Origin of the sequence: Nostoc sp. (genome assembly GCF_036919615.1) — a bacterium.
Lineage (GTDB): Bacteria > Cyanobacteriota > Cyanobacteriia > Cyanobacteriales > Nostocaceae > Nostoc.
Genome location: NZ_JBALCN010000098.1, coordinates 107,989 through 130,243, shown reverse-complemented (window position 1 = coordinate 130,243; position 22,255 = coordinate 107,989). Strand labels below are relative to the sequence as shown.

Annotated in this window: 21 protein-coding genes; 10 read left to right on the top strand and 11 right to left on the bottom strand. The window is 42.5% G+C overall.

Translation table 11 applies throughout. The features are described from left to right. Window positions 1-150: 150 nt before the first annotated feature. A complete protein-coding gene (tmk, locus tag V7K48_RS30270; RefSeq protein WP_335078396.1) occupies window positions 151-813 on the top strand; it encodes a dTMP kinase in 663 nt (220 codons plus the stop codon). 154 nt (window positions 814-967) lie between these two features. Here the strand turns inward: tmk and V7K48_RS30265 are convergent, their stop codons facing one another. The 4 genes from V7K48_RS30265 to V7K48_RS30250 all read right to left on the bottom strand — a co-directional run bounded on the left by V7K48_RS30265 (window position 968) and on the right by V7K48_RS30250 (window position 4,918). Further along, complete coding sequence (locus V7K48_RS30265; RefSeq protein ID WP_335078273.1) at window positions 968-1,516, bottom strand: GIY-YIG nuclease family protein; 549 nt, start codon at window positions 1,514-1,516, stop codon at window positions 968-970. 72 nt (window positions 1,517-1,588) lie between these two features. Continuing rightward, window positions 1,589-1,918: a hypothetical protein gene (locus tag V7K48_RS30260; protein ID WP_335078271.1), complete on the bottom strand. Its 330-nt coding sequence runs from the start codon at window positions 1,916-1,918 to the stop codon at window positions 1,589-1,591. A gap of 679 nt (window positions 1,919-2,597) precedes the next feature. Further along, complete coding sequence (locus tag V7K48_RS30255) at window positions 2,598-2,798, bottom strand: hypothetical protein (RefSeq protein WP_335072327.1); 201 nt, start codon at window positions 2,796-2,798, stop codon at window positions 2,598-2,600. 458 nt (window positions 2,799-3,256) lie between these two features. Then, on the bottom strand, window positions 3,257-4,918 hold the full coding sequence (locus V7K48_RS30250; RefSeq protein ID WP_335078269.1) for a DUF3352 domain-containing protein: 1,662 nt from the start codon (window positions 4,916-4,918) through the stop codon (window positions 3,257-3,259). Window positions 4,919-5,129: 211 nt separating this feature from the next. Between V7K48_RS30250 and V7K48_RS30245 the strand changes: the two genes are divergently transcribed. The 7 genes from V7K48_RS30245 to V7K48_RS30215 all read left to right on the top strand — a co-directional run bounded on the left by V7K48_RS30245 (window position 5,130) and on the right by V7K48_RS30215 (window position 11,918). Further along, window positions 5,130-5,489: a rhodanese-like domain-containing protein gene (locus tag V7K48_RS30245; RefSeq protein ID WP_335078267.1), complete on the top strand. Its 360-nt coding sequence runs from the start codon at window positions 5,130-5,132 to the stop codon at window positions 5,487-5,489. 437 nt (window positions 5,490-5,926) lie between these two features. Further along, window positions 5,927-7,057 carry a heat-inducible transcriptional repressor HrcA gene (hrcA, locus tag V7K48_RS30240; protein ID WP_335078265.1) on the top strand — a complete coding sequence of 377 codons (1,131 nt, stop codon included), beginning with the start codon at window positions 5,927-5,929 and terminating at the stop codon, window positions 7,055-7,057. Window positions 7,058-7,190: 133 nt separating this feature from the next. Then, on the top strand, window positions 7,191-7,868 hold the full coding sequence (locus V7K48_RS30235; RefSeq protein ID WP_335078263.1) for a DUF2834 domain-containing protein: 678 nt from the start codon (window positions 7,191-7,193) through the stop codon (window positions 7,866-7,868). Window positions 7,869-8,060: 192 nt separating this feature from the next. Further along, complete coding sequence (locus V7K48_RS30230; protein ID WP_335078394.1) at window positions 8,061-8,732, top strand: hypothetical protein; 672 nt, start codon at window positions 8,061-8,063, stop codon at window positions 8,730-8,732. 303 nt (window positions 8,733-9,035) lie between these two features. Further along, window positions 9,036-10,118: a photosystem II q(b) protein gene (gene psbA / locus V7K48_RS30225; protein WP_273764150.1), complete on the top strand. Its 1,083-nt coding sequence runs from the start codon at window positions 9,036-9,038 to the stop codon at window positions 10,116-10,118. A gap of 353 nt (window positions 10,119-10,471) precedes the next feature. After that, window positions 10,472-10,981 carry a hypothetical protein gene (locus tag V7K48_RS30220; RefSeq protein WP_335078261.1) on the top strand — a complete coding sequence of 170 codons (510 nt, stop codon included), beginning with the start codon at window positions 10,472-10,474 and terminating at the stop codon, window positions 10,979-10,981. 49 nt (window positions 10,982-11,030) lie between these two features. Further along, window positions 11,031-11,918: a hypothetical protein gene (locus V7K48_RS30215; protein WP_335078259.1), complete on the top strand. Its 888-nt coding sequence runs from the start codon at window positions 11,031-11,033 to the stop codon at window positions 11,916-11,918. Window positions 11,919-11,991: 73 nt separating this feature from the next. On the opposite strand, the gene V7K48_RS30210 is transcribed toward V7K48_RS30215, so the two are convergent. The 7 genes from V7K48_RS30210 to V7K48_RS30180 form a co-directional block, all read right to left on the bottom strand. Beyond that, a complete protein-coding gene (locus V7K48_RS30210; protein ID WP_335078256.1) occupies window positions 11,992-12,459 on the bottom strand; it encodes a hypothetical protein in 468 nt (155 codons plus the stop codon). Between the two features lie 319 nt (window positions 12,460-12,778). Beyond that, a complete protein-coding gene (locus V7K48_RS30205) occupies window positions 12,779-14,899 on the bottom strand; it encodes a catalase (RefSeq protein ID WP_335078254.1) in 2,121 nt (706 codons plus the stop codon). Between the two features lie 232 nt (window positions 14,900-15,131). After that, window positions 15,132-16,196: an alpha/beta hydrolase gene (locus tag V7K48_RS30200; RefSeq protein WP_335078252.1), complete on the bottom strand. Its 1,065-nt coding sequence runs from the start codon at window positions 16,194-16,196 to the stop codon at window positions 15,132-15,134. A 753-nt stretch (window positions 16,197-16,949) separates the two neighbouring features. Then, window positions 16,950-17,144, bottom strand: coding sequence for a 30S ribosomal protein S21 (rpsU, locus tag V7K48_RS30195; RefSeq protein WP_335078250.1), 195 nt, complete (start codon window positions 17,142-17,144; stop codon window positions 16,950-16,952). Window positions 17,145-17,267: 123 nt separating this feature from the next. Continuing rightward, window positions 17,268-17,579 carry an RNA recognition motif domain-containing protein gene (locus V7K48_RS30190; protein ID WP_335078248.1) on the bottom strand — a complete coding sequence of 104 codons (312 nt, stop codon included), beginning with the start codon at window positions 17,577-17,579 and terminating at the stop codon, window positions 17,268-17,270. Between the two features lie 391 nt (window positions 17,580-17,970). Further along, window positions 17,971-18,831, bottom strand: coding sequence for a 3'(2'),5'-bisphosphate nucleotidase CysQ family protein (locus V7K48_RS30185; RefSeq protein ID WP_335078246.1), 861 nt, complete (start codon window positions 18,829-18,831; stop codon window positions 17,971-17,973). Between the two features lie 359 nt (window positions 18,832-19,190). Then, window positions 19,191-20,087 (bottom strand): sugar kinase, encoded by an 897-nt coding sequence (locus V7K48_RS30180; RefSeq protein ID WP_335078244.1) that lies wholly within the window; start codon window positions 20,085-20,087, stop codon window positions 19,191-19,193. A 290-nt stretch (window positions 20,088-20,377) separates the two neighbouring features. On the opposite strand from V7K48_RS30180, the gene rsmI reads away from it, so the two are divergent. Together rsmI and V7K48_RS30170 are read left to right on the top strand one after the other, a co-directional pair. Beyond that, a complete protein-coding gene (rsmI, locus tag V7K48_RS30175; RefSeq protein WP_335078242.1) occupies window positions 20,378-21,238 on the top strand; it encodes a 16S rRNA (cytidine(1402)-2'-O)-methyltransferase in 861 nt (286 codons plus the stop codon). A 738-nt stretch (window positions 21,239-21,976) separates the two neighbouring features. After that, on the top strand, window positions 21,977-22,255 hold the full coding sequence (locus tag V7K48_RS30170) for a GlsB/YeaQ/YmgE family stress response membrane protein (protein ID WP_334692088.1): 279 nt from the start codon (window positions 21,977-21,979) through the stop codon (window positions 22,253-22,255).

Below are 22,255 nucleotides of genomic sequence, written 5' to 3'. Positions count from 1 at the left end.
CAGACAACCATTGATGCCCTGACTGTCTAATCAGTATTTAAGAGCTTGAAACTCAAGCACAGTGCGAAGTTCCTAATGTTGATTAACTACTTTTTACTATTCTTGATCAAACGTCAGCGAACAAGTTTATTGCAGCGAACACAAAATAGCATGGGTGGCAAATTAATTGTATTTGAAGGGGTGGAAGGCTGTGGCAAAACCAGCCAAATCCAGCTTTGTTCTGAGTGGTTGGAAAGTCTGGGTATTTCTGTGGTTGTTACTCGTGAACCAGGGGGAACAGAACTAGGCTTACATCTTCGCCGCTTGCTACTAGAGAAGGCAGAGGATAAACCAGTTGCACAAGTGACAGAACTTTTGTTGTATGCTGCTGACCGATCGCAACACGTTGAACAAGAACTCAAACCAAATCTCGCAGCAGGGAAATATATTTTATGCGATCGCTACACTGACTCTACCATTGCCTACCAAGGATATGGTCGTGGTCTTAATATGAGTTTAATCAATCAGCTTAACTATATTGCTACTGGTGGCTTAGAAAGTGACCTAACTATTTGGTTAGATGTCGATGTCGAAGTAGGACTGGCCCGCAAACTCTTAGATGGAGTAAGATTAGACCGGATTGAACAAGAGACAATCGCTTTTCATCGGCGAGTTCAGCAAGGATACGCACATTTAGCAGCATCCTATCCCTCACGAATTGTTCAAGTAAATGGCAGCTTGAGTAAAGAAGCTGTACAACAAGTAATTCAAGAAATTTTGTGCGATGCCTTCGGCGGTTCGCAAAGCGACCATCGCCTGCACTTGGCGAGGTAGGGCAAAAATAAACCTAAAAGTTTTTAATCAGAGGATCAGTAAAGTAGTAAACTTCTTGTTTAAGGAATTGTGTGAAATAATTTCCTTGTCCTAACGCTATTAACCCTTCATTTATATGAAGGGTTTTAAAATGATAGTTTTCCCCATAACTACCTCATTTCAAATCTAGTAAACCTTCTTCTTTCAATTTAGGATTGAAACGAATTTGCATTTGCAAACCTCGCATCTCTAGCAATTGTGTTGAAATCTCTGCTTCTACTCTCCGTGCCACATTTTTAATAATTTTTATTTGTGCTAATTCATCATTAGCTGGATTTTGATATTTTGCCTGTTCTTCAGGTGTCATTATCACTTTCACATCAATGGGATGAGTCCATTTTTCCTTGTTATCCCCATTTCCCCAGGGCACACTGCCATTTTCAGCAATCCAAGCATTTTCAGTATTTTCTAAAATTGTGCGACTAGGGCGTTCAATAGTTTGAACTTTGACCCAATAGCATTGCTGTGGCTGACGGACTAAATGCTGCTTAAGGCTGAGATAAACATCACGGGAGTATCCTACAAATTGGAGTAATTTTTCTTGGTTAAAAATAGCATATACCCCAATTTTACTCTGAAATTGTTCGGGTAATTGGCCGCGATCGTCAATGTAAGGAATGTATTCCAGGGTTGCCAAAGAAGAAAGATTCGTTTCAAGAGTCATACATCAAATATCAAACTTACTATTTGCCTTCAGAATTGAGAATTGCTAACTAGGAAAAGATTATTTTAATAATTACCCATTACCCAATTTTTGGTAAATTGCACAAAGGCGACTGGGTTTAAAAATCTTGGCACTAAACATGAAATTTGGTGGGACATTGATGATGGTATATTCATCAGATTCATGATACTTCTCAAATTCTGCTGGCATTCCTTTAGTGGTAGTTAAGCTATAAGGAACTGGTTGGAAAAGTAATTCTGTAAATTTAACTTGCTCACACTGCAACTGTTGAGAAATTTGGTTTAAGAAAGCAACGCTTGTCAATAAATTGAATAGAGTTTTTTGAGCTTGTGCTTCAAGAGTGAAACTGCCATCAAAGTTGTGGACGATTTTAAGGGGCATTTTCTGTATAGGTAGTTATTAACCACTAAGTGATGATAGAGGTTAGGCAAGATTTTACACATAGTTATCCAAAAGTATTGGACAATGAAGCCTACCTTTTTATGCAGATAAGCTTTGTGAAAAATCACCGCTTTAAGATCAGCCTATTGGATTGTGGGACTTCTGTCAGCCATAGGAGGAAGCTGGCATGATTAAGAATCGTGAAGTTTAGCAGCTTTTTTAGGATAGGCGATTTCTTCTTAACGCTGTGCTGACAAACTTCAGATATTATACTTAGAAAAATTAATATCAAATCCATAACTAAATACAAGGAAAATCATTTCTTCAGCATGGAGTACAATCAAAATATAATAGTATAATATGGCACTATAGTAACGCCATAAGACGAAGTGATGCCTACAGTGGTCACTGACTTGTACTGAGCACAGTCGTAAAGCCTGCGGCATAGCTTCTCTTCTTAGGCTGCGCCTTAAGCGTAGGCGCAGCCTCTCCAAGAGTTGTGCAGGCTGCGCCTACGCACTTACCACACCAGCCCCTACCCTCGCTAAAAACGATTCTCATATCATAAAAATGAGTGGATAATCATGGTATAAACCACAACTATCCACTCAAAGTTTACTAAATCCAGATTACAAGAAAAACTTAATAGATGATTGAAACTTGGGAAAGTTCAAACTAATTAACGTGACTCAGTTCCCTGATTGGGGCTACCTGCTATACCATCTTCTCCTGGTGCTTCTGGTGTAGCAGAGGGTTTAGCATCACTCTTTTCAGCATCACCAGTTTTGCGGATACTTTCGTCGACGGGGGTTTGGTAGCCACCAGAAGAACTGGGCGTAGTTTCTTGATTATCAGATTTTTGTTTTTGTTCTTCAGCCATGATTAAATTCCTAATCATTTATTCTTAGTATTACCTTAAGAAAATTTAAGGTTTGAGTGCATCTATCCAGAATATAGTTATGGCTGATTCGCCCCTCTATCGAAAGTATTGTTTAGTACTACTCATGTATGCTGACAAAAATCCATAAATATAGAATTTGTTAACCTGAGAACGCTTGCTGTTGTTAAGGGAGAACTTGAAACGGGTTGGATGTCTAAGATGGTTTTGAAATTGCTTTTAGGTGGTTTTATTGGCCGTAAATAGTAAATGGTTTTCCCGGTTGGCAAATCTAAAAGAGTTGCTGTCACAGCTATTCATAGCAGACTTGTCATAACCAAGATGGCATCTAATACAAAGTAGCAAATAGCACAAGTAATATACGTAAGTATGATCAGGCAAGAAAATGCAGAAGGTAAAAAATTCTTTTACCTTCTGCACCTTGAACAGATGTGAAAATCTCACGAATTATGGAGTTTGAAGAAGACACCACCTTTGAGCGATCGCGTGTCAGTTCCATAACTACTAACTGTGAGCGATCGCAAGTTGTTAAAAAATGGTTTACCTAAGACTTCCACTAACTTGAGAATCGGTACTTGACGCTCTAATAAATTCTGGCTCTTTGTCCAGTCAAGATATATATAGCCTTGGTTTGGTAAGGGAATTGCAGCAATACTATCTTTGAAATTGGGATTATCAATTATGGAATTATTCTTGGCTGTGAGAATTTCATTCATTGTCTCTAAGTCAGAGGTGAAGATTTCGTAATTTCCTAAAGTTGTATGCAATCCCCGCACTTTTGTTTCAATACTGAAAGATGCTCCTTCTTTGACATTGGTTTTTTTTGTAGCCGTAGTTAACTCTGTCCAAGCGGAGATTTTTTGCTTATCTATAGTCAGAGGGCTGATGCTCAGTCCCTTGGATGAAGCGATCGCATCCAAACGAGCAACGCCTTGTTCTACAGCCTCGGATTTTTCCACCACAAAAATCCAATCAGGGGTTATTTGCTCTTTCGCTGTTAGCAATGCTATGGCATATTCACCCTCTACCCAACTGAAAATATCCTCTGGGAAATTTATACCCCAGCTTTTTTGAACATCCGCCAAAGGTTTTGCTAACCGAAAAACCACATCTTCCTTAGAACCATATAAAGTTGCTGTTGCTTGTTTCCAGAGTTTGCCTAAATCACTGTTACCCAAATTACTCAAATTTGAGCCGGAAATTGCCAAACCTGCGGACGCTGGAATATACTGCAAGGCTCCCACAGGTTTAGATAGCGGTGCAGATGGAGCGAGAATTTCCGATGAAGTCAGAAAGGTGGTTTCCGCTAGCAATCCTTTGGGGTTCAACGCTAAGGATATAATTTGGCTGTTATAAAGTTGTTCTGGTAACTCTAACCCTTGCCATTTTGCCACAATTGGAAGATTCAAGAAAGCTACAGCTAAACCCCCTTTGGGCACTTCTTTGGTAGCTTTTTGGTATTCAGACGAACTGGTCAAATTCAGATCGGGCGCTTGGACGTTATTGATTGCATCTCGCAACACCTTCGGATCGTTGGCAAATAACACAAAGCCTTCACCGACAACAGCACCTGCAAGTAAGTCCTGCTCTGGTGGAGAATTGTCAGAAATTAACTTTATGCCTTTGTATTGTTCAACAGCTAAGTTTGCTCCAGCTAACGCCCGTTTGGAAAACAATAACTCGACAAACTCGCGGCTTTTCTCCGGTTGTTTGGTTGCTAGTGCCAACAAATACCCTAGCTGCTGTCCGTTTTCTCGATCGCGATCAATATCTAAGGTGGTGATAGCTAATGTAATTTCGTCCCCTAACCAGGGTTGAATGTCTTGTTTGTAATCTATGCCACTCTTGGCGAATAAACTGGTTTTGAGTTTAGATAGTTCCTCTTCACGCTCCAGCGCCTGCAAACGGTCAGGATTCGCCAGCAATGAAACCATTACAGGTGAAAGTTTCGACACGAATATGGCTGCACTAGGCCCAGAGGTAGAACCAATGAGGTTAGCCGGACTTTTGGCGAAAAACCAGTAAAAGCCAGCGATCGCAATCACTAATAGGGCGATCGCACCTGCGACGATAAAACCGATAAATGAACGTTGCCTATTCACATTAAACCTATTAAAAAAGACAATTTACAGCCATTTAAGCAGAAAGCCCAGCCTTTTGATGAAGAGGACACACAGAGAGGGGAAGACGCAAAGAATAAAAATGTCCCCGTGTGATCATGATATCCCTGCGTCCTTTTGAGAATGGATGCTCATGCCAAGGCAGAGATTTTCTGTCACCATTAATAGTATTAGGACTGTTTACACAAACCTGATGACAGGGAACTCTTTTAGTCAACCCATGAACCAAATTAGTGTAGAAGAACTGGCACAACGTCTATCTAGTAGTGATGCAAGTATTCAGCTAGTAGATGTACGCGAACCACAAGAATTGGCGATCGCTAGCATTGAGGGTTTTGTTAACTTACCCCTAAGTCAATTTGCTGAATGGGCAGATCAAGTACCTACTCTCTTCAATCCCCAAGCTGAAACCTTAGTGCTATGCCACCACGGCATCCGCTCTGCCCAGATGTGTCAGTGGTTAGTTGTTCAAGGTTTTACAAATGTTCAAAACATTTCAGGTGGTATTGATGCCTACTCCTTATTAATAGATCCTTCAATTCCCCAGTATTAATTTCTGAGTGAATTCATGACTCAGCTGGGACTTACTCTTCCAGCTGGCTTCTGCTATTCTAAAAATAGAACTGTATCAACTTAGGGTTTTGAAGGTAAAGTTTAGACCTTTCGCTAGTGAGTATATATTCACGGAGCTTTTCGACCCAAACATATCAGCTATTCCATAAAAATACGTATTCAATCATACTGTTATAATCTGAAAGTTATGCAAAAATACTGTTATTAATATAACTAAAGGCAGCTTTTGCAGTCCAAGCCTAGCTCATATTTCAAGCGTACTCTCAAAAAATGCTGGACGTAAATTTTAAAAATACTTATTATTATACAAGTGTATAATTTGCTATCTTAATTAATTATTAATAATCTCTGTTTGCGATCAAATACAGAAATTTTTTCAGAGTTTGATTAAAATTTGCCTTCAGTAAAACATGCCATATGGAAGTCCAGTTAACAAATCGACAACAGCATATACTTTGGGCAACGGTACGTCACTATATTGCTACAGCAGAGCCTGTTGGTTCAAAAGCTTTGGTTGATGAGTACGACCTGGGTGTAAGTTCAGCCACAATTCGCAATGTGATGGGCGTTTTAGAAAAGTCTGGGTTACTTTACCAACCACACGCCTCCGCCGGACGTGTACCTTCAGACTCAGGCTATCGCATTTATGTTGACCAGCTAATTACACCTGCTCTGCGTTCGCGCAGCGTGTCGCAGACAGACGCTACGCGAACCGAAACTTTAGGCCGCGAAGTAGAGGTGGCACTGCAAAAACGTCTCCAGTGGGAAGATTGGAGTTTAGAAACCCTACTGCAAGGAGCCGCGCAAATTTTAGCAACCTTGAGTGGTTGCATTAGCTTGATCACTATGCCGCAAACAACTACAGCGCTAGTGCGACATCTGCAATTAGTGCAAATTGAAGCCGGAAGGATCATGCTGATTGTGGTAACAGATGGTTATGAGACACATTCCAAGTTGATGGATTTGTCGCCAGTACCAGAGGAAACACAACGCGAACCAGAGGTAATCGATCGCGAGTTGCAGATTGTTTCTAACTTTTTGAATAGCCACTTACGGGGGCGAAGTCTATTGGAATTAGCCTATCTTGACTGGAGTCAACTAGATCAGGAGTTCCAGCGTTATGGGGAATTCTTGAAAAATTCAGTTGCGGAATTGACCCGTCGCACTCTTGCACCAACTGCAACACAAATTATGGTCCGGGGTGTGTCAGAAGTTTTGCGCCAGCCGGAATTTTCCCAGTTACAGCAAGTACAAACGATTATCCACCTGCTGGAAGAAGAACAAGACCAATTGTGGCGATTAATATTTGAGGAACCAGAACCGGAGGATGCTGGTAAACCAAAGGTAACGGTTCGTATTGGTACAGAAAACCCACTAGAACCGATACGCACCTGCACCTTAATTTCTTCAAACTATCGCCGAGGTTCGATACCAGTAGGAAGTGTGGGAGTTTTGGGGCCAACGCGTCTAGATTATGAAGGTGCGATCGCAGTCGTGGCATCTGCTGCTGATTACCTCTCAGAAGCTTTCAGTTATTTCAATCCCTAATAGTGACTAATCGGATTATGGTGATGTCTGGAGAGAAGCTGCTACGGATTTAGACAAAAGAATAATACCATAGCAGGCAGATAAGCCCAATTTATATTGGGAAAATCAATAATTAATAGTTTTTAACTCTTCTATGGTTAGAAAAATTGCCTTTGGCGTGCTGTGGCTGGGATTCACTACCTATGCTTTTTTCCTTGCTCCTCCTGAGCAACCTGATACATTCGAGTTAATTAAAAACCTTTCTACTGGCCAGTGGCAAGGCATTAACCTGTTAGTCATAGCACTATTCAACCTCATGGGCATCTTGCCTCTCATCTACAGTGCAGTAGTATTGATTGACGGTAGAGGGCAAAAAATACCTGCTTGGCTATTTGCGATCGCCTCTTTCGCAGTTGGGATATTTGCCTTGTTACCCTACTTAGCCCTTAGGGAACCAAATAATAAGTTTGTCGGTAAAAAGAATGCCTTGCTCAAGCTACTAGATTCTCGTGTGACTGGGGTTGTCTTGACTGTAGCCACGGTTATTCTAGTTGTTTATGGTTTAAGAGGAGGAGATTGGGGTAATTTTGTGCAACAGTGGCAAAATAACCGTTTCATCAATGTGATCAGTTTAGATTTCTGTCTACTTTGCCTATTATTTCCCGCATTAGTAGGGGATGATATGGCGCGTCGCGCTTGGAAAAATCCACAGATGTTCTGGTTAGCAGCTTTGATACCGCTATTCGGGCCATTGATTTATTTATGTGTGCGTCCACTTCTACCAGAAGTGGGCATAGAGGCAATGCCCAGTCAGCAGCCAGCTGCAAATTAAAGCAATTTTTAATTCGTAATTAAAGATAGTTTCAGTCGGGGTCTAAATCCCCAACTGAAAGAACAATCACGTACATACGTATTCCTATTCTTAAGCAAGTTAAAGGCAGCATTTTACAAAAAGGGGGATTTAGACTCAAAAATTACTAATTTATAATTCGTAATTATGTTAAATGCACGCCATCTAAAGATGATGAATAGAAAAGTTGCATTGTGGTTACTATGGGTTGGATTTATCGCCTATATTTTACTGTTAGCACCGCCCCTGCACTTAGAAGAAACGCTAATGCTACTGAAAAATATATTTACTCTTCAGTGGCTTGCGATAAATCCAATTATCCTTTCCTTATTTTCTCTGGTGGGTATCTGGCTACTAATTTACAGTGGTTTGTTGTTCATTGATGGTAGGATGCAACGGATTCATTTTTGGCCTTTTGCCTTGGCATCAATAGGGTCAGGAGTGCTTGGTCTCTTACCTTATTTGGCTTTTCGTGAACCAAATCAAGAATTTTCTGGACAAAAAGATGCTTTTTTACGGCTCCTAGATTCTCGTTCTTTTGGGATTGTTTTGAGTTTAAGCACTGTTGGCTTGTTCGCCTATGCGTTTGCCTTAGGTGACTGGGGAGATTTTGTCCAGCAGTTCCAAGGCGATCGCTTTATTAATGGGATGAGCTTGGCATTTTGCCTTTTTTGTCTTTTATTCCCCACAATCCTTATCCATGATATGGCTCGTCGCCACTGGAATAATCCCCAGGTGTTTTGGGCAGTAGCGTTTGTCCCGCTACTTGGGCCACTTGCTTATCTTTGCTTGCGCCCGCCCCTACCATCAACTATTCCTGAAGAATCGCTGATAGCTAATCGGTAATAGATTTCTTCTATTTATCACCGAGGTTCAATGCCAGGAGGAAGTGTGGGAGTTTTGGAGGCAACGCACCTAGATGATAAAAGTGCGTAGGGTAGCCCGTCGTAGATATCCCTCTCATCGCTACTGTTGATTACGCAGAGCCTCCCTTTTTTCAGTGGATTGGGGATTTTCTACTCCGGTGCGTAAATTCCAAGAGAAAATTTTTTCTGAAAGTACTTTACAAAACGCAATAAATTATTTAAGATGTGTAACAGGTAGTGAAACCTACCTAATTCATTCACAAATAATCGCATTTATAAAACAATGACAACAACCATTCAACGTCGCGAAAGCGCCAACGTATGGGATCGATTCTGCGAGTGGATCACCAGCACCAACAACCGGATTTACATCGGTTGGTTCGGCGTAGTGATGATCCCCACCCTGCTAGCAGCCACCGCCTGCTTCGTAATCGCCTTCATCGCCGCACCTCCAGTAGACATCGATGGTATCCGTGAACCAGTTGCAGGTTCCTTAATTTATGGAAACAACATCATCTCCGGTGCAGTAGTACCTTCCTCCAACGCTATCGGCTTGCACTTCTACCCAATTTGGGAAGCAGCTTCTTTAGATGAGTGGTTGTACAACGGTGGTCCTTACCAATTGGTAATCTTCCACTTCCTGATTGGCATATTCTGCTACATGGGACGTGAATGGGAACTATCCTACCGCTTAGGAATGCGTCCTTGGATTGCTATAGCCTACTCAGCACCAGTAGCAGCAGCAAGTGCAGTCTTCTTGGTATACCCAATCGGACAAGGTTCCTTCTCTGATGGTATGCCCTTGGGTATAAGCGGAACATTCAACTTCATGATCGTCTTCCAAGCAGAACACAACATCTTAATGCACCCCTTCCACCAATTAGGTGTAGCAGGTGTATTCGGTGGAAGTTTGTTCTCTGCAATGCACGGAAGTCTAGTTACTTCTTCCTTGGTTCGTGAAACCACTGAAACCGAATCTCTTAACTACGGTTACAAGTTCGGTCAAGAAGAAGAAACCTACAACATCGTTGCAGCCCACGGTTACTTCGGTCGGTTAATCTTCCAATACGCTTCTTTTAACAACAGCCGCAGTTTGCACTTCTTCTTAGCAGCGTGGCCTGTAATCGGCATCTGGTTCACCGCCTTGGGTGTCAGCACAATGGCGTTCAACTTGAACGGTTTCAACTTCAACCAATCAATCATTGATTCTGAAGGTCGTGTAATTGCGACTTGGGCAGATGTAATCAACCGGGCTAACCTGGGTATGGAAGTAATGCACGAGCGCAATGCTCACAACTTCCCCTTAGATTTGGCAGCAGGTGATTTTGCTCCTGTAGCTCTAACCGCTCCTGCGATCAACGGTTAATCATAATCTGAGATCCGCTGTTCACGCTGATCTATAAATAAAAGACGCTCTCCCGAAAGGGGGGGCGTTTTTGCATTGGGTTAATTGGGACGTTAAGCCAATATGGTTTAGATAAGCCTATTTTTCTTCCCCTGCCTCCACTGAGGAATTTTCTTAACCCAAGCGTATTGGGACATTAAGCATAGCACTGGACACTTTTTTGAAGTGCAAAAATATTGATCGGTGTTGCATCAAAACTAGATCGTTATAGTTCAGAACTTAAGCAATAATGATCAAAAAGTAAATTTTACGGGTAATAATTGCTAGCAGCGCAGATAATTGCCTCAAAGCTCAAGTATAAGGAAAAGCCAAGAATGATTTTACACTGTGGGCGGAAAGCGGTAGCTGCTTTGTTGCTGTCAGTGTTACTACTGACAACAGCTTGTAATGCCAAAGCACCTGGACGTTTTGACCAGACGCAAAAGGAAAGTACTCAACAAAGAAAAGGTCAAGCGGTGACTAAGACCGCAACTCAGGGTGGTGAATTTAATAAACTTTTCCCTAATGCAGGTGATGGCTATCAGCGCGTCTATACCCAAGAGAAAAAAGGCTTTGCGGAAGCGAAGTTGAAAAAAGGCGGTAAAGAAGTAGCGTTGCTGTCTATTTCTGATACCACCAGTACACCAAGTACAGTAGCCAAGTTCTCGAAAAGCACCAAAAAAATTGGTGGTTATCCCGCAGTAGAAGTTGGTAAGACGCAAACTGCAATTTTGGTAGGAAAGTACCAAGTAAAAGCACTTTCTCGCGATTCCTCATTTACAGCTAGCGATCGCGCAGATTGGCTAGAGAAGTTTAATCTTAGTCGTCTAGCTAGCCTGAAATGAGCTGCATTACCAACATTAAAGATAACAAAACCTAAATAAGGAGATTTTTGTGAGCAAATCGATTTTTGAGTTGGTTGATCAATTACCAACTAGCGGCTTGACCATTTCTATGTTGAATTCCCTTGATTTTGTTGCTCCTGGCCAGTGGCAAAATACTGTCGGCTTTGTCAACACTATTAAGACGGTTACTGGCGAAGATGACGAAGATTTAATTCAGCAAATTGGTGAAAGAGCGATTTATCTATTCAACGACAAATCCCAAGGATACCAAACAGCCTTGTGGTTATATCAAACCGTTGATGGTACAGATAGAGCTATTGGTGCAGCAGCTTTAGCTAACAAGGTTGGCGAGAAAATTCCTTTGTTGGGTTTTTTAAACTCTGTCACTCCCAAACCTGACAAAGCTCAAACCATCGATCTGACATTAAAATTAGTAGCTGAGTTGGTAGCCTTCTGCCAAATTAACGGCATTCCTGGAGACAGTATTGGGGATTTTGTCGTCTCTTTAGGTGAGTATAGTGGTGAGTCACTCATCCGCATGGTGGCATTAGTTTGTGTTGATGGTTTGATCCCTTTGGGCCCAGACTTCATCAGCAAAGCGATATCTGGGCTTAATCAAACAAATCCACAGGAGTTAGAAAAAAACTCGACTTTCCAAAACATTAAAGATGTGATTCCAGGGAACAATGCTGGTAGTAAACTTAACTTTATTGGCGAAAGTTTTGACTCAGTTAAAGGTTGGATGAGTAGTATTGTTAACGACAATAATTTAACGCCACAAAAGGTAGTTGCCAACTTGCAAAGTTTTGTTGATATTGCGGATGACAAGTTAGACTACCTCGCAGCGTTCCTGGATGTAGCAACAAATTATTATGAACACACGGGCACGCAAACTTTAGCTCGTCGCTTGATTGAACGGGCGGTGGCTGAGATTTAGGTTGATTGGGGGCTGGGGAGTGGGAATTTTAGATTTTGGATTTTAGATTGAAATTTAATCTAAAATCCAAAATTTAAAATTGAATTTTTCCATATTTACCCTGACGGTCTTTTGCAAAAACAGCGTATTGGTCTTCAACCCAAGCCTTGAGCGCTAGTAATACCTGGGTTTGGTATTTGGAACTTTGGTAGTCCGTTTGGGAGCCAGGTGGAATACCAGCTGCTATGAGTTTCTTTTGGAAATCCTCATTGTTTGCTAATGGGTAAACGTTAATCTCAACTGTACCCAAACGTTCCTCTTTGGAGGAGACACACAATAAAGGTGCATTTCCCTTACAAGCGGCAACTTGCCAGTTAGCTGGAGCAGCAGCATTTCCCAGGATTTTCTGCCAGATATTTTCCTCATTAGGGTTGGGAAGTTTTGCAACGGTAGGGGATTTTACCTCTTTGGGTGGAGAAAATTGGGGGAGAACAAATTTTGCTCCCAGTGGTATTAACACCAGCAAAATAGAACCTAGTAATAAATGATAAAGTCGTAACATTTTCTTAAAAATTCAGAGCCAAGGATTGCAGACTAACGATATCTACAATACTTTATGGGTATAGAGGAAGAATGAATTTATATTGCTGCGAGTTCCGCAAATGGAACTCAACAAACTATAGCGCTTCTTTGGGGAATGAGCTAGAAGGTAGGGGCGCACAACGGTGCATTAAACATACGGCTATTTAACTTAATATCAATAAACTTCTCTAAATAAGAATATATATTGGCGGCTGTAAAAATGGAAAGGACAGAAGTTAGGTTTACCCTGCTTCTGTCCCATTTAAGATTAGTTACCGTTCACAAAGTCAAGCAAGTGGCTATGCAGGTACCATTTCCTTTTGAAATCTCATCCAATAGCGATGTTGAGCGATCGCACTGATAAAATCATCAGCTATCGATTTCAAGTCAGAGGCTTGCCCAGAAGTCACCACACCCATTTCAGAGCGCACCCCGTCCTGTGACAACTTCACGCCCTCAAGGTTAGCCATCGATAGTAGTTCGACACCTTCGCTCGTCGCGGCGATCGCTTTACAGTGTTTAAATGCCTCGTTAATAAAGTGAACCGCTTCTCCCTGCTGCTTGAGCATCTTGATACTCTGCGCTCCACCAGGTACATACACCGCATCAAACATCACAGAAGCAGCCGTCACAAAGGTCATCTCAACTGGGATCTCCTGACCATCATCGCCTTTAATTTTACCGCCATGAGTCGCAACGACCTTCGCATGAGCGCCCTGCTGCTTCAGTGCCTGCTGGAGTGCGGCCAGTTCCTGAGCATTTACACCATCCGTCGCTAGAATTGCAATCCGGCGACTCTTAATCGTTTTTTCTGGCATCAACTCCAGCATAGTTTGGATACTGAGTGCCGGAGATTTCTGCCCATGATTTGGTGTTACTTCGCCAGGAGCAGGTAAGCCCAGTCCTTCAGCAATGCGGGTTACCAGCTGATGATCAACAGAGTTAAATAACTCCAGCATCCGCTCTTTGACGGCAGGGTTCATCACTTTGCCCAGCTCAAAATGTGCGGCTTTGACTAAGTGTTCTTTCTCCGGATCAGACAAACTGTTCCAAAATAAGGTTGCCTGACTGAAGTGGTCTTGGAAACTAGGGCTGCGTTCTCGAATTTTATTACCTTCCATCCGCTCTTTATAGCTGACAAAGCCGCCGAGATTTTCCGGAGCCGTCATCGGGCAACCATTACCGAGGGAATTGGGGTAGTAGTTCACCTTTGAAGTGGGAATTTTGTACTGCATAACGCCGTCCCGCTGGTTATTATCGAACGGACAAACGGGGCGGTTAATTGGTAGATCGGTATAATTTGCACTTCCCAAACGGTGTACTTGCGTATCAGCGTAGGAGAAGATCCGACCTTGCAGCAGTGGGTCATCCGAGAAGTCGATGCCTGGTACAATATTGGCAGGTTGAAAAGCAACTTGTTCCGTTTCGGCAAAGTAGTTGTCTGGGTTGCGGTTGAGTACCATTTTGCCGATTGGCTTTACAGGAACCAGTTCTTCGGGAATCAGCTTGGTGGAATCAAGGATATCAAAATCAAACTTAAATTCGTCCTCTTCCTCCACAATCTGCACACCAAGTTCAAATTCCGGATAATCGCCCATTTCGATCGCATCCCCTAAATCTCGGCGATGAAAATCAGGGTCTTTTCCGCCTGCTTTCTGCGCCTCATCCCACACTATTGAATGAACGCCCAGAATCGGCTTCCAGTGAAATTTCACAAACCTTGCTTTGCCTTGTTCGTTGACAAAGCGGAAAGTGTGAATACCAAACCCTTGCATCATCCGGTAACTTCTGGGAAGGGTGCGATCGGACAGTATCCACATAATCATGTGCATTGATTCCGGCATCAGCGAGATGAAGTCCCAAAAGTTATCATGAGCAGTTCCCGCTTGGGGTATCTCGTTGTGTGGTTCGGGTTTAAGAGCATGAACCAAGTCAGGAAACTTGATCGCATCTTGGATAAAAAAGACCGGAATATTGTTGCCGACTATATCATAGTTGCCATCTTCAGTGTAGAATCTGACAGAAAATCCACGCACATCGCGGGCAGTATCAGCTGAACCCCGAAATCCGACAACCGTCGAAAATCGAACAAAGACCGGAGTTTTAACGGAGGGATCTTGGAGAAATTTTGCCTTTGTATACTCTGCCAGGGATTCATAAGGCTGGAAGTACCCATGAACACCTGCTCCTCGTGCATGAACTACCCGCTCTGGAATCCGCTCTCGGTCAAAGTGTGCCAGCTTCTCGCGGAAGTGAAAGTCTTCTATCAATGTGGGACCACGCGATCCAGCTTTGAGGGAATCATTTGTGTTGTTAACCCGGACTCCCTGATTGGTGGTCAGATATTCTCCGGCTTCTTGACGAGAAGAGTCTAGATCCTTCTGTTTGCTTTGCTCGTTGATCGGATTGTGTTCAGTCATGTTCGGTGGTGTGAAGTGCTATTTAACAGTTGAATTAATACGCTACGCAAATTAATTAATTTTGTTTAGCAGGTAAATGAGTCTGCTGGAATAGGTCGTTGCTGCTTCTCATCCCTTTTAAGACGAGTCACTGAAAGCGACTCTATCTATCTTCTCTAAGATAGTACAATGCTACCTCTGACTGAAGACGGAGAGAAGCTGCGCGTGTATCATTTGCTAGTTGCTGAGTGGATTACTTACCCATAAATCCAGAGCGTAGTTCGGCTGCTGCTTCCCTAACCGCCTGCTTTGCCTTATCTACTACTGCTCCTGTGCCAAAGAATTCATGAGTCACACCGTCATAGTTGGTTGCCTTTACAGGGGAACCCGCCTCACGCAAACGCTTGGCATAGGCTTCTCCTTCACTACGCAGGGGATCAATTTCTGCCGTAATCACGGTCGCAGGTGGCAGACCACGCAGGTTTTCTGCTCGCAGTGGTGAAGCATAGGGATTACTCCCATCAGATTCACTGTTTAGATATTGCCTCCAGAACCACATCATCATTGCTTTGTTGAGCGGTTTGGCGTTGGTATTCTCCTGGTAGGAGGGTGTGTCAAAGGCGTAATTGGTAACAGGGTAGATTAGCATCTGATGCACAGGTATCTTACCACCTCTGTCACGTGCCATTAAGCAGGTGACAGCTGCCAAGTTGCCACCTGCGCTCTCGCCACCGACTGCAACCTGCTTTGGGTCACCGTTAATTCGGGCAGCATTCGCCATAACCCATTGAGTTGCAGCATAAGCATCTTCCGCCGCTGCGGGAAACTTATGTTCTGGGGCTTGGCGATAGGCGACAGATACAACCATACAATTAGCTGCATTTGTCAAAGCGCGGCACGATGAATCATAGTTATCTAAATTGGCGATTACCCAGCCGCCACCGTGGAAGTAGACCAGCACGGGGAAGGGCCCCTTTCCTTTTGGTAAATAAATACGCGCCAGAAGATCGCCCCCCGGCCCTGGTATAAGTTGATGGTTGACATCCCCGACCATTTCCACCGCAGGTTTGCGACGTTTGGCAAGCACACCCATGACTGCATCTGCCACAGTCGGGTTGTTGCGAGCATTCATGGGCGACAATTTCTCAATCGGGGGTGCGTTAAAAGAGGTAAGTTCATCTAACATGGCTTTCATCTGGGCATCAGGTGTGGATACAGCTCCTGCTGACTTTGCCAGAAGTGGGCTACCTAAGGCGATCGCTACCACCCCTGACCCTGCCAGCGTGGCAAACTCTCTTCTCGATATTTTTTGATTCATAAACTCCTCTACAAAGCACCATAGCAGAAGTACAACCTAAGTCTGACTAGTCTATTTCCATCCAATTTGACACGTAGGCGTAGCCCGTCGTAAACATCGCTGGCGACATCATCTGAAGCACTGCATTATTAGCCTGTTATAAGTGGCTCAGATCGCAGTAAGCTTACTTCTGGATGGCATTGAAGAGACTTACTCAACCTTTCAAACTACCTGATCAGTATTAATCTTAAAAAGCTAGAAAAAATCCTGCCTCTAGCATTGGTCAGTAATGCCGAAGTTATTCAACCAGAATAAACTACTACCAAATGCAGATGTGATTATGAATACAAAAGAGTTAAGCAAAGCGTTGGCGTTGAAGTAACATGGTATTTGCTCTGTTTTGGCTGCTTGGCTATTAATCTAACTCAAGGTTAGAAATCAAATCATGTAACTCTTAATACTCTTTTTCTCTGAATATACACTTAATATTTATTAAATAAACTTGCAAAGTACGTATCTCCATTCTAAAAATCGATTACAACTGACTAGAGTCGTGAAAATACGTTAAAAAATAATTACATACGTGTTTAGTATAATAATCCTTACGCAATTGAAAACATGTACAGCTAGTAGTGCTGAAAGCAAATACAGCGCTACTACGAACAGTGTTGTTTATTGATGTATGCCTAATTAATTGTGGCTTGCCTACAGTATGGCAACAATGAAGAGATGCTGGCTGGATGTCAAATCGAAGGGCAAATTTACTTGGACTTGTTAACTGAAGCGAGAATGTTGATTACGACGTTGCTTGTGCCTAGCAATTGCTTTCTGCTTCTCTTTTTCTATCGGTGTCTCGAAGTGAGGCTTTTTTCTCATATCTTGGAAAATTCCAGCTTTAGAAACTTCCCGCTTAAATCTTCTCAACGCTGATTCAATACCTTCATTCTCCCCTAAAACTACTTGTGTCATTCTCATTCCTCCTTAATGTGGATGAATAGTTTAAGATTAGATACAAAATAAAATATTCCAGCAGAGTGCAGCCTTTGGCTTTATCTGCTGGAGACTCTAAATGTGAAATTTTCAGGAATTGACTTAGTAACGATTACTGTTGCGACGGGCATTACCGCCACCCCAGCTACCACGAGAGGAGCTACTTCTTTCCTCACGAGGTTTAGCTTTGTTCACTTTCAAATCACGTCCCATCCACTCAGCACCATCAAGTGCATCAATGGCAGCTTGTTCTTGTGTATCCGTTTCCATTTCCACAAAAGCGAACCCACGCGGCCGGCCTGTTTCCCGATCTGTGGGTAGTTGAACACGACTCACTGTTCCGTATTCTGCAAAAGCCCGCTTGAGGTCCTCTTCTGTAACCTGATAGGACAGGTTTCCGACGTAAATTGACATAGAAATCTCCGAATTCAGGGAGTGTAGAGAGTTAAATTCGGAGAGACGCTTTTTAGAAATCAAAACGAGTGACTCAACCGAAAATAATCTTTATGTCCATGAGTTTAACACAGCCTTCAGCCTTTGAATATCGTCTGATAGTGAATTTTATTGACAAATAAAACCTTAAGGGCAGGGTTGCAGACCTTCCAACGACAGGCTTTTGTTGCTTACACTATAAAAAGTTACACTTTTAATAGGAAATCAGAATCAATTAGCGATCGCCCAGTTATTTAGTGTTTTGAAAATTAAGCTGTGGACTAAGGGGTAAAGATTATTATCGGTAGTGGGGCTAATCATACCATAACTGAGTGTTTTAAAAGCAAATTAAAAAATATTCATCCTCGCCCCATTAGCTATGCTCGAACTGTGCTAAAATCGTTTCTGCTTCCTTACACAGTACCTCGTGATATTCACCGTTACTAGCCAGCAAACCTCCCCATTGATTGATATCACCAGTGTTATACTGCAATGCAGTGCCGTCGAAGTGAGTAAATTTACCACCAGCTTCTGTTAAAATCAGTTCTGGTGCTGCCATATCCCAGTCTTTGGGCGCAGACTTACCGGAAAGGGAAATGTAGATATCTGCCTGTTGCTCGACAATAGTAGCGATTTTGCAGCCGACACTACCTACAGTTTTCTGATTTTGACAGGGTAAGTTTTGTAGTAAGTAATCTAACCGTTGGTTGCGGTGAGAGCGGCTAACAACTAAGGTTAAATCCTCAACTCGTTTGGCTGACGAAACTTGTAAAGGAACAGATCGATCACGGGTTTCTACAAATGTACCCCCACCTTTGGTTGCATAATATAACTTTTGAGTCTCTGGTATTGCCACCACCGCCAACACTGGGCGTGTTTCCTTGACTAAAGCAATGTGAACTGCATAGTCCCCAGTTTTTTCGATAAAGTCTCGTGTGCCGTCCAAAGGGTCAATTATCCATACCCAAGGAGCGGAAGGCTGTACTACACTACTTGGCGATTGGTAAGTTTCTTCACTGATGTAAGCAAAATCCTCGTTACCCAAAGTTGCTTGTAGCCTCTGCAAAATGTATTGACTCACAGCTACATCGGCGACGGTAACAGGTTCATTTTGTTTATATTGTACTTCTAAGTTAGGGTTTTTTGCAGTGCCGTGGTAATACGATCGCAGTATATCTGCTGCGCCCCAACCTACCTCACGAGCGATCGCTAATATTTCTTGTAAGTCTTTCATTAAATTTTACCTTATATAACTTTACTAAATACAGTTTTGCCTAAAAGCGTAGTGTTTTTAATACAGAGGAACGCATTAACATTGCATCGGGATGCATTGGCATTGCAAGGGGACGCATTGGCATTGCAGGGGGACGCATTCACAATGCGGCCAATGCATTGGCGTTGTATCGGAATGCATTGGCATTGCAGCGTATTGCCTATCATTAATTAGCTACGAATTAATGAAATGACTATACTAATACCAATTCTCCATGAAGATGCACTTAACGAACCGCAAAGTACACAAAGCAGAAGAAAGATCAGTAGAGCCATAATTGTTAAGGGCAAGCTTGCAGAGAATTGGTATAAGCCGACTACTCAGCCCTTTAAATCCATCCAGCGTCGAGTGCCAAAAAATTTACAGGAATCAGCAGCAATATTAGCTGCCAGTGCCAGTGCATCAGTAAAACTTTCCCTTAAAATGTAATCACAGAAAGCACCGTGAAAAATATCTCCAGCCCCTAATGTATCAACCGCTTGAATCTGCGGCACATCTACAATACCGATTTTAGCGCAACTCAAGTATTCAATTGGTTTTTGTCCGTGGGTAATGGCGATGTGAGGAATATTAAATCTGCCCAGGTAGGTAAAAACGTCTTCTCCAGTCTGGCAGTTGGGGGGATAAAAATTAGCTGAACAAATGGCATAATCTACAAATGGCAGAATTTGCTCAAATCCAGGCTTCCAACTACCACCATCAATTACTACTGGGATATTCTTAGCTTTAGCCATTTGGGTTATGGAATAACTAACCGTCATCTGATGTCCATCAATCAGTACTATATCGACATTTTGCAAAATATCTGGCGGGATAGATGCGTTGCTAGCTTGAGTTTTGACAGCATTGATCGAAACCACAGCTCGTTCACCCGTGGCTTGAGTGACAATAATTGAGGAGACAGGCGGTGCTAAATCAGTGGTAGGCTCAAGGTCTGCGATCGCAACTTTGTAATTTGCCAAATCACCTCGAATTAGCTGTGTCATGGGGTGAGAACCCACCACACCCAAGACTGTAGCCTGATTACCTAAATAATTGAAAGTCACAGCCGCGTTTGTAGCTGGGCCCCCTGCTGCCACAGTATAGTCAGTAGCAACAATCTTCTGATTATTCTTAGGGGCAGAGTCAGCAAGGTAAATCAAATCTAAGGTTACTAAACCGACAAATAACCCATGAACCGATTTTGGATTTTGGATTTTGGATTTTGGATTAGTCATTTGTCATATATATTCGGTATATAGCAATCCTATTTGAGTTGTGAAAACTATCGAACCGCCAACGCGCAGCGTCTTGTAGAGAAGAGAAGAAAAGAAACATAGAATTTCATAAATTATTTAGAACAGCTATAGGTGGATACATTATTATTTTTAACTCCTAACTCCTAACTCCTAACTCTGTCAATTTTAGATTTTGAATTTTGGATTTTGGATTGAAGAAAAAATCTATTATCTAAAATCTAAAATCCAAAATTGAATGACTCCTAACTCCTAACTCTTAACTCTTGCTCATGCAAACCGATCCAAAACCAGGAACACTTTACGTTGTCGGCACACCAATTGGCAACCTAGAAGATATGACCTTTCGGGCGGTGCGAATTTTGCAGACTGTGGATATCATTGCTGCGGAAGACACCCGTCACACAGGGAAACTGCTACAGCATTTTCAAGTTAAGACACCCCAGATAAGTTACCACGAACATAATCGTACCAGCCGTATCCCAGAATTATTAGAGCATTTAGTTAACCGTAAAGCGATCGCTCTTGTGAGCGATGCTGGGATGCCAGGAATTTCCGATCCTGGATATGAACTGGTGAAAGCCTGTATTGAGGCGGGAATTCCGGTAGTTCCTATTCCTGGCGCTAGTGCAGCAATTACCGCTTTGAGTGCAGCTGGACTACCAACGGATCGGTTTGTCTTTGAAGGCTTTCTCCCAGCTAAAAGTCAACAAAGACAAGAACATTTAGAATCTCTGCAAACAGAATCTCGCACATTGATTTTCTATGAATCGCCCCACCGATTGCGAGATACTTTGCAAGACTTAGCAGAGGTTTGGGGAAGTGATCGCCAAATTGTGCTAGGACGGGAGTTAACTAAATTGTATGAGGAATTTTGGCGGGGGACAATTGCTGAGGCGATCGCTCACTACAGCCAACGAGAACCTCAAGGTGAATATACATTAGTAGTAGCAGGAATTCCACTTAGTCATCCCCAACTGACAGAAGAGGAATTGAAAGCCGAATTGAAACAGTTAATTAGTCAGGGAATATCGCGATCGCAAGCTAGCCGTCAGTTAGCAAAAGTAACTTTCCTACCCCGTCGCCAACTCTATCAACTAGCTCTTTCTATAATCCTCACTCCTGAGTTATGAGCAGTTAATATCACTTTCGTAAAATCTCAAATTCAAATCTCTATTTTCCCTCTGTCAATAATTGAATAAACAGAATTTTCTGCTTGATATTTTAGGACAAGCATAATCCTCAAGTCGAGTTCACACTTCTATTTTGGGTTGACTCTTAGTTATACACAACCGTAACTTAAACAGGATTTACGCACAGGTAAGGGAAAATCGTAGACGCATACTCCTACGGAGAAGCAAGCTACGCGTAGCGTCTGTCTGCGACACGCTGCACGAACGTAGAGAAGCGGCTTGCCGCAGGCTACCGCAGAGTCCGCAGATCAGCCAGTGCGCCCTTGTGGTTAAGAGACTTGTCCCTTGGGCGTCTCCCCGCAGGAGTTGCAACTGGCGCGACACGGAGAAATAAGAGTTTCAGAGAATTCTTGTGTAAGTCTTATTAAAGTCAAATTTTCATGTGCAAAGGTTAGTAAAAACCGCAGGCATTACCTGAATCAATAGTTACAAAGCATCCAGAATTACATCACCTGTAACCTGGATTATATAGTTTAAGTAAAAAAAGTATGATTGCCATACCAAATACATTATTGTTACTTTATATATTCATCCTCAAAGACTTACTGGTGAATATTCAAATGATATCTAAAGATTTTTAATATTATTTCTCTAGATAGATCAATAATTTTGTAGGCAAATTTTAAGATGAAATAGTCAAAGGCATACAGAGCAGATTCTCAAGGAAGGAAAAATTTTATGGGTAACATTATTGCTTGGCTGGTTTTAGGTTTAATTGCAGGTGCATTAGCTAAGTTATTTTATCCAGGAACTCAAGGTGGCGGTATTCTCTCCACCATTGTTTTAGGAATCCTTGGAGCTGTAGTCGGGGGTTATTTGGGTCAAACTTTGCTAGGAAGTAGTTCGGCAGCCGCCGCATCTGTAGGAGCTTTTTCCCTTGGAAGCATTTTATTTGCTGTTCTTGGTGCTATGCTACTGATTTTCCTTTGGGGTTTACTGACTCGTCGAGCTGTGTAA